The sequence below is a fragment of the Alkalihalobacillus alcalophilus ATCC 27647 = CGMCC 1.3604 genome (assembly GCF_000292245.2).
Lineage (GTDB): Bacteria > Bacillota > Bacilli > Bacillales > Bacillaceae_D > Alkalihalobacillus > Alkalihalobacillus alcalophilus.
Genome location: NZ_ALPT02000051.1, coordinates 20,836 through 30,166, shown reverse-complemented (window position 1 = coordinate 30,166; position 9,331 = coordinate 20,836). Strand labels below are relative to the sequence as shown.

At 37.3% G+C, this 9,331-nt stretch carries 7 protein-coding genes; all 7 read left to right on the top strand.

The features are described from left to right. Positions 1-216 precede the first annotated feature (216 nt). The 7 genes from helD (at position 217) to BALCAV_RS13915 (ending at position 9,240) form a co-directional block, all read left to right on the top strand. The gene (gene helD / locus BALCAV_RS13945; RefSeq protein ID WP_003321410.1) at positions 217-2,562 is read left to right on the top strand and encodes an RNA polymerase recycling motor HelD; all 2,346 of its coding nucleotides are present in this window, start codon (positions 217-219) and stop codon (positions 2,560-2,562) included. A 139-nt stretch (positions 2,563-2,701) separates the two neighbouring features. Next, the gene (locus BALCAV_RS13940) at positions 2,702-3,079 is read left to right on the top strand and encodes a GntR family transcriptional regulator (protein WP_003321411.1); all 378 of its coding nucleotides are present in this window, start codon (positions 2,702-2,704) and stop codon (positions 3,077-3,079) included. A 1-nt stretch (position 3,080) separates the two neighbouring features. Beyond that, positions 3,081-3,947, top strand: coding sequence for an ABC transporter ATP-binding protein (locus BALCAV_RS13935; protein WP_003321412.1), 867 nt, complete (start codon positions 3,081-3,083; stop codon positions 3,945-3,947). Then, a complete protein-coding gene (locus BALCAV_RS13930; protein ID WP_003321413.1) occupies positions 3,940-4,554 on the top strand; it encodes an ABC-2 transporter permease in 615 nt (204 codons plus the stop codon). The genes BALCAV_RS13935 and BALCAV_RS13930 overlap by 8 nt, the downstream gene beginning before the upstream one ends. Before the next feature lie 186 nt (positions 4,555-4,740). Then, positions 4,741-5,880, top strand: a complete 1,140-nt coding sequence (locus BALCAV_RS13925) for a THUMP domain-containing class I SAM-dependent RNA methyltransferase (protein ID WP_003321414.1) — start codon at positions 4,741-4,743, stop codon at positions 5,878-5,880. A gap of 214 nt (positions 5,881-6,094) precedes the next feature. Continuing rightward, entirely contained in the window at positions 6,095-8,152 is a 2,058-nt protein-coding gene (locus tag BALCAV_RS13920) for a catalase (RefSeq protein ID WP_003321415.1), read from the top strand. Between the two features lie 164 nt (positions 8,153-8,316). Further along, positions 8,317-9,240, top strand: a complete 924-nt coding sequence (locus BALCAV_RS13915) for a hypothetical protein (protein ID WP_003321417.1) — start codon at positions 8,317-8,319, stop codon at positions 9,238-9,240. Positions 9,241-9,331 lie beyond the last annotated feature (91 nt).

Below are 9,331 nucleotides of genomic sequence, written 5' to 3'. Positions count from 1 at the left end.
CTTCTCGAATCTTTTTTTAGGCGAATACGGATATAAATCTTATATTTTGTCGATCAATATTGAGAGTGAAACTATTGAAAAAAGTAAGTTCTTGTGATAAATTTATATAGATGTGCATTGTTTATTTAATTTTTTATATATTACCCCTATTTTAATTATACAATGCGATCGGTGCGTTAGTCAACCCTTTTATTACTTTTTTAAGGAGCGTGTTCTATGAATTCAGAACTTCAGCAGGAACAAAAGCGAGTAGACGGTGTAATGGAGACCATTACGGAGGAAATTAGCAGATTAGAAGAAGAAACGACCAAGCGTAAGAATGAAGTCGTTCATATCCGCAAGCACTTTTGGGATGAAGTCAAGGTGAATACAGATACCTTTGATGATTATCTTGAGACCATTATTGGCTTACGGCAAGAGGCTCAAGCTCTATCTGTGAACCAAAGCACCCATAGACATGCGTCTAAACGTTTATCTACGTTGCGTCGAATGAATGAGGTTCCTTATTTTGGTCGGATTGACTTTATTGAAGCAGGAGATTCAACAGAAGAGCAAATCTATATCGGGATTTCGTCGCTGAGTGATACTAGTGGAGAGAACTTTCTGATCTACGATTGGAGGGCTCCTATCTCAAGTGTTTATTATGATTACCAGCCAGGAGAGGCTCAGTATATAACACCCGAGGGGCCAATCGAAGGCGTATTGGAGAAAAAGTGGCAATACCTAATTCGTGACGGTATTCTTCAATCCATGTTTGATACGAGTCTCACTATCGGAGACGAAATTTTACAGCAAGTTCTCGGTAAAGGAACCGACAAACAGATGCACAATATAGTAGCGACCATTCAACAGGAGCAAAACCGGATTATTCGTCATGATAAAGGGAGGTTACTCATTGTTCATGGTGCTGCGGGCAGTGGGAAGACATCGGCTGCCTTGCAACGAATTGCTTATTTGCTTTACAAATATCGAGAACATCTCAATGCCGATCAAATCATTCTTTTTTCGCCAAATTCCATGTTTAGCAGTTATGTGTCCAATGTGCTCCCAGAACTTGGTGAAGAGAATATGCAACAGGTCACATTTCAGCAATACTTAGTCCATCGTCTGAGTAAAGAGTTTGAAGTGGAAAATCCGTACGACCAATTGGAATATGTTTTAACTGCTACGAATACTCCATCGTATAGGGCAAGGCTTGAGGGGATTCGTTTTAAAGCCTCAACTCGTTTTTTTGAAGCGATTCAATCATATAGACAGTCATTAGAACTATCAGGGCTCCTATTTAAGGACATTAATTTTAGAGGGAAGCCAATCATTACATCCGAACAAATAGCTAACAGGTTTTACAGCCATGACACTGCACTTCGTTTCCATAGTCGACTTGAAAAGTTGAAAGATTGGCTCATTATGAAATTAAAAGAAATCCAGAGAGACGAGAGGGAAAAGCCTTGGGTACAGGAGGAAATCGAGCTCCTTAGCAACGAAGATTATCATAAGGCCCACCGCTTTTTAGCGGAAAAACGAGGCTTTGAAAGAGAAGCGATAGCCGACTATGAGATCGAACCAGAAGCACTTGCCCGTTTGATCGTTTCCCAAAAATTAAAACCGTTACGAAAACGAGTTCGTGCGTTTCATTTTGTTAACTTTCGGGGTGTTTACACACAGCTTTTTGCTGACCCATTGCAAATCAAACATTGGCTTAAAGGAGAGACACCTGCTGAATGGACGACTATTTGTCAAACGACAGTGGAAACATTAGATGAAGCTAAACTATTTTATGAGGATGCTACACCGTTTTTACTTTTAAAAGAACTAATTCTTGGCTTTCAAACAAACCGCTCGATTAAACATATTGTTGTCGATGAAGCACAGGACTACTCTCCTTTTCAGTTTGAATTTTTGAGGCGTTTATTTCCTGCGGCAAGGATGACCGTACTCGGTGACTTTAACCAAGCGATATTCGCCCATGCTAGTGAAAAGGTGAATTTTAATACACTTACTGATCTTTACGGACCGGATGAGACAGAATTAATCAATATAGCTCGAAGTTACCGCTCGACCAAACCGATCATTGAATTTACACGAAGGCTCGTTCTTAATGGAGAAAGGATAATTCCTTTTGAACGCCCTGGTGAACGACCGGCGCTAATACAAGTTACTGATCACGTAGAACTTCATAGCTGTATCGCTTCCAAAGTTACAGAATTGCGAAGTCAAGGGTTTAATAGTATTGCGATCATATGTAAATCTGCTGAGGAAAGTATAAAAGCATATGAATCTCTCTCTAGCATTGAAGAAACAAAACTTTTAAAGAGTAGCTCGATTGAATATGAGCAAGGGGTCGTTGTCATCCCGTCATATTTGGCCAAGGGTATCGAATTCGATGCCGTCATCATTTATGATGCTTCTGAACATGTATACGGTGATGAGAGCCTTCGCCGAATTTTTTATACGGCTTGCACTAGAGCAATGCATGATTTGCAACTTTATAGTGTTGGTGAACCAAGTCCGTTTTTACGTAAGAGCGTTCAAGACGGTTTCATTTTTAAAATAAACAAATAATTATAGTCCAATTTCTCAGAAGTAAATTTGAGAAATTGGACTTTTTATATTAATTCCCAAAAAATAGTTGCTTTTTTATTTTGATGTGTATATATTGTATATAAAGTATATATACAATAATTCAAAAGAAGGTTAATGCATGCAAATTCTAATTTCTAATCAATCAAAAGAGCCCATTTATGAACAAATTAGCAATCAAATAAAGAACTTGATTCTCACAGGAGCCCTTTCAGAAGGTGAGCCACTTCCATCGATGAGGCAATTAGCAAAAAACCTACAAATAAGTGTCATTACAACGAAAAGAGCTTATGAAGAACTTGAGAAGACAGGACTTATTTATTCCATTGTAGGCAAAGGATCTTTTGTTTCTGAACAAAATTCTGAAATTTTAAAAGAAAAGAAATTAAAAGTCGTGGAAGAAAAATTGATTGAAGCAATTAAAAATGCGAAAGATTTAAACATTCCTTTAACCGAGCTAAAAGAAATGTTAACCATTTTATATGAGGAGGAAAAATAACGTGGAGAATGTGATTGAATTAAAAAACGTTGATAAATCATTAAAAAATTTTAAAGTTAACAACTTATCTTTTGAAGTGAAAAAGGGGTTTGTAACAGGTTTTATCGGAACAAATGGTGCAGGTAAAACAACTACTTTAAAAATGATTTTAAATTTATTAAAACCAGATAACGGTTCGTTGAAAGTATTTGGCTTAGACTACGCACAACATGAAAAGGAAATCAAAGAGCGCATAGGTGTTGTATTTGATAAAAATGTTTTCTATGAGACTCTTACGTTAAAAGAAATGAAAAAGATTATTGCCCCTGCTTATAAACAATGGAGCGATAATCAATTTAATTACTATATCGAATTATTCGAATTGCCTTTAAATAAACAAGTAAAAACCTTTTCTAAAGGGATGAAAATGAAAGCTTCATTAGCGTTTGCACTTGCCCATAATGCAGATTTATTAATTATGGATGAACCGACTTCTGGCCTTGACCCTATTTTTAGAAGAGAGTTACTAGAATTACTACGTGATCTGATGCAAGACGAACATAAAACGATTTTATTTTCTTCACATATTACGACTGATTTAGATCGAATTGCAGATTATATTTCTTTTATTCATAACGGGGAGCATATTTTTACGAAAGAATTTTATAAAATTGAAGAAGAATATGCTCTTGTCAAAGGTCGACTAGATTTGTTAGATAGAGAGACTGAACAAGAATTTATTGCTGTACGAAAAGCGGACACTGGGTTTGAAGCACTTACTAATAATATTCATTCCGTTACGACTACGTTTGGGAATGAAATATTTATTGAAAAAGCAAGTTTAGAAGATATTATGTACTATACGAAAAGGAGCCGTGTAAATGCTTAACTTACTCAAAAAAGACTTACTCTTACAAAAAAAGCAATTCATTATCTATCCGATTATTTTAGGTGCTTATATTTATGCGGGTTTACATCCTTATTTTATTTTTATGGTTATCAGTACTATCTTTATAACGAGCTCATTTTATAATGACGAAAAAGATAAGGCTCATTTGCTATTAAATTCAATGCCCTATACGAGAAAGGAGATTGTTAGTTCTAAATATGTTAGTGCCTTGCTCTTTCCCATTCTAGTCATTCCTGTTTGTTATATTGGGCAGCAATTTGTAAGTTATAATCAAATGCTTCTAGATTTTCGAACGATTATATTCAGTTTTGTCATGATTATCTTATTTTCAGCGGCAACTATGCCTCTTTGTTTTAAATTTACACATCGACAGTTAACGGTTGCTGGAGTCGTTCTATTTGTTGGAATATTTGCCATTGCTGAATTTTTACCTGCAGCAACGATTACTAGTATTCTAGATGGGATTTCTTTTCTAATCAAAATGTCAGCAATAGAGTTATTTACAATCATTGTGCCTCTTTCAGTTCTTGTTTATTTCATATCTTGGCTCTTATCCATACGCATATATCAAAGGAGAATGCTTTAAGCAAGAGCCTCTGGCTAGCATTTTCGTAATCAAAAAAATGATGATGTATTTACAAATATCTAGTTTTTGAAACCTTTTCGACTAAATGGGCGTTTCATAGATGAACGGATGTCCGATTGGTTGTGTGATTGACTGATAAAGCTTATAATAAAGCGAAGTCAAAAGTTCGGATTGAAGGAGAGTTTTATGAAGAAAGTAACCTTAATTGCAACGGCTACTATGGGATTAGAAGCCATTGTCGCAAGAGAAGTCAAAAGCTTAGGATATGAAGATGTCCAAGTGGAAAATGGAAAAGTAATCTTTACAGCTGACGTTTCAGCGATACCACGAGCCAATTTGTGGATTCGTACAGCTGATCGGATCAAAGTAAAAATAGCAGAATTTAAAGCTTTTACTTTTGATGAGCTCTTTGAAAAAACAAAAGCCTTACCATGGGCAGACTATATTCCGGTTGATGCTGAATTTCCGGTTATCGGTAAATCCGTGAAATCAAAATTGTTTAGTGTATCAGACTGTCAAGCGATTGTTAAAAAGGCGGTTGTTGAGAGCTTAAAAAAACAATATAAAACGACGTGGTTTGATGAAACAGGCTCGCTTTATCGAATTGAAGTCGCCTTGCATAAAGATGTCGCCACTTTGACATTGGATTCTAGTGGAGTAGGCTTACATAAACGTGGTTATCGGTCATTACACAATCAAGCTCCATTAAAAGAAACGATGGCAGCAGCGATGATTATGTTAACAAGCTGGAGACCTGACCGTCCATTTGTTGATCCATTTTGCGGTTCGGGGACGATTCCAATTGAAGCGGCCATGATTGGACAAAATATTGCTCCAGGATTTAATCGTGATTTTGTGTCTGAGGATTGGTCTTGGATTGGAAAAGACGTTTGGAATAAAGCCCGTCAAGAAGTTGAAGATTTAGCTAACTACGATCAAAAGCTTGATATCATCGGTTCTGATATCGATCACCGTACAGTTGATCTAGCTAACAACAATGCTCTTGAAGCCGGACTCGGAGATTTGGTTACTTTTAAACAAATGCAAATAAAAGATTTTAGTCATAAAGGCAGTTATGGGGTCATTGTTGGAAACCCTCCATACGGAGAACGTTTAGGCGAACAAGAGGAAGTCGAACAAATGTACCGAGACATGGGGCAAGCACTTTCTTCTTATGACACATGGTCTGTTTATATGCTTACTTCGAATGAATCGTTTGAACAGTTTTATGGTAAAAAGGCTTCCAAAAAGCGGAAATTATACAACGGGAATATTAAAACCGATTTTTATCAATTTTTTGGACCAAGACCTCCCAAACAGGGTTAAAGAAAACCATCAATGCTACTTGTAAAATAGGAAACATAAAAAGACAAACAGAAAAAGCCATGCCTGTATTCTTAGTGATAAGATGAACGGTATGGCTTTTTCTCTACTTAAAGTGAAGAGGACTTTTTCCTTGATCATTCTTACATAAAAGGGTAACTCCTAACAAACAATACGAAAGGAAATAACAAAGTGATGAAAGGAGTGTCGTTTTAAAGTGAATGAGGAAAAAGAAATAAATGAAAATAGTAAAAATGAACAGTTAGAGTTGTTTCGAAGTGAAGATAATCAAGGTAAAGTGATGACAACGGATCACGGTTTAAAGCTATCAGAGGATGAACTTTCTCTCACTGCAGGAGAACGCGGTCCTACGCTTATGGAGGACTTTCATTTCCGCGAAAAAATGACCCATTTTGACCATGAACGTATTCCAGAACGAGTGGTGCATGCCCGAGGGTTTGCTGCACATGGTGAGTTTGAGGTTTATGAATCGTTGAAGCCTTATACAATGGCAAAATTTTTGCAAGAGCCGAAAAAGAAAACACCTGTTTTTGTCCGTTTTTCAACAGTTGTTGGTTCACGTGGTTCCCTTGATACGCCGAGGGATGCACGGGGTTTTGCGACAAAGTTTTATACGGAAGAAGGAAATTACGATTTAGTCGCCAATAATATCCCAGTTTTCTTTATTCAGGATGGGATTAAATTTCCTGATGTCGTTCATGCGATTAAACCAGAGCCTCATAATGAAATGCCTCAAGCAAGTGCCGCGCATGATACTTTCTGGGACTGGGTTTCGCAAAACCAAGAATCAGCTAATATGATTATGTGGTTAATGAGTGATCGAGCAATTCCAAGAAGTTTTCGAATGATGGAAGGCTTTGGTGTACATACGTTTCGTTTGATAAACGAGAAAGGAAAAGCTCATTTTGTTAAATTTCATTGGAAACCGGTTTTAGGGACTCATTCTATAGTCTGGGATGAAGCTCAAAAGTTAGGAGGGAAGGACCCCGATTATATGCGGAGAGATTTATGGGATGCAATTAATATGGGGAATTACCCTGAATATGAATTAGGTTTACAAATCATTGAAGAAAAAGATGAATTCGCTTTTGATTTTGACATTCTTGATCCAACTAAGATATGGCCAGAAGAAGATGTACCTGTCAAGCTTGTTGGTAAAATGACCTTAAATCGAAATGTGGACAATGTTTTTGCGGAGACAGAGCAAGTAGCCTTTCATCCTGGAAATGTCGTCCCAGGAATTGACTTTACAAATGATCCTTTATTGCAAGCCCGTTTATTTTCCTATACAGACACTCAGTTGCTTCGACTCGGAGGACCTAATTTTCACGAAATCCCGATTAACCGCCCGGTATGTCCGTTTTTTAATAATCAGAGGGATGGGTTTGGACGTCAAACGATTAACAAAGGGCAAGTGACGTATCATAATAATGCTTTGGCTAATAATTCACCAAAAACAGTGGGTGAGGCAGAGGGTGGTTACGTTCATTATCAAGAAAAAGTCGAAGGTCGAAAAATTCGTGCACGAGCTCAAAGTTTTAAGGATCACTTCTCGCAAGCGACCCTTTTCTGGAACAGTATGAGTGCTTCTGAAAAGAAACATATCATTGATGCTTTTCGTTTTGAACTTAGTAAAGTAAAAAGCAAAGCGATTAGACAAAGTGTGGTCGACATGTTTGCTAATGTGAGTGTAGAAATGACAACTGCTTTCGCCGAGACAATTGATACAATCCCACCCCAATCGGGTGGTACAAACATAACGAAATCGTCTCCTGCTCTCAGTCAAGAATTAACACCAAAAACACCGCTAACACGTAAGGTTGCCGTCGTAATCGCAGAAGGGTATGATGGAGCAGTTGTAAATGAGATATTAAAAACTTTACAAACATCGGGGGTTCAAACCGCTATTTTAAGCGATAAACTTGGCATCATCAAAGGTTCAGACAATAGCAAACTGGAAGCGAAGCATACTTTTTTGACTGACGGTTCCGTTGCCTTTGATGCGATTTATGTAAATGGGGGAAAGAAAGCTGATACGAGCTTTGAAATGGAAGCGAAAATGTTTCTTAAAGAAGCTTTTACTCATTATAAGCCGCTTGCCTTAAGTAATGAAGGGAAGCAGTGGTTTGAAGCTCAAAACTTAGCAAAAGAACCAGGTGTCCTTCTTTTCACTAATCAAGAAAGCAAGGTCTTTGCTGCCGATTTTGTCGAAGCCATTACCGCGCATCGCTTTTGGGAAAGAAAAGTCAATTAAAAACAACAAAGAAACACCCTCAACTTACAAACAAAAATAAATTGAGGGTGTTTTGATTAAATGAATGTTGTGTGATCTTACAATCAGTTTGTCAATAGTTAACTTTGTCTTTTATTTTTTCTCGTAAACTAGTAATACTTTCTTTAAGATATGGAGGGAGAAAAATGAAAAAATTTAGTTGGATTTTATTAGGAATATTCTTAGTAGTGGCTTGCAATCAATCTGGAGGAAGTGATTCAACAGATTGGGAGCTTGAAGGTTTTGTTCTAGCGGTGGATGGAAGGGTTATGATGAACGAAAAAGAACTTGGACTTGTTTCCCTTTCTAACATTGGGGGCGCCAAAATTGGTGACTATTTAAAGGTAAATATAGAGGCATTAATGGAATCCTACCCCTCTCAAGCAAACGTAACAAATTACAAAATTGAGGAACCGCACTTACCTGAATCCGCGTCGATTAGTAGTCAAGAAGCGATTCAAATGGCTTACCCGACTGTTCTTGAAGAGTTAGGGATGGCTTCCTATTTTGAAGGAACAAAGGTAGTTAGTGTTTATGATGCCTTTTACGATCAAGAGCGAAATATTTGGGTTGTCTCCTTTTCATCGTCAAAGAGCGGAGACATTCAGCAAGAAGTGGATGGAACAACTGGAGAAGTACTCGTTTCCTTTCCCCTTCAAACGGAAGCTTTTTGGATTGAAGGATATGTTAGCTCGACGCCAGACACATTAGTTCATTTTGAAAACAGTGGTCTTGTCTTTGTTTCTGGAGTCAGTGGAGCGGAAATTGGAGATTTTATTCGCATAGAAGTAGAAGCAATTTTGGAATCTTGGCCAGGGCAAGCACACCCTCTTGATTTTGAAATCGTTGAACCCGAACAACCAGAAGGAGCGACCCTAAATGCGAAAGAAGCGATTCAAGAGGCTTACCCTCATGTTTTAGAAAATTTAGGCTTAGAATCGACTTATGAAGGCCTCCATTACGTCACGGTTCAACAGGTGGATTATGATCAGGAGACGGGAGAATGGCTCATTACTTTTAGCTCAACAGAGGAAGGGGAAATTATCTTTAAAATTTCAGATCCCAACTAACTGTAGATGAGAATAACATAATATTATTATGTAAACTTAACTAGCTGACGTATAAAAAAAGCAAAACTAACATACATTATTCATATTGTTA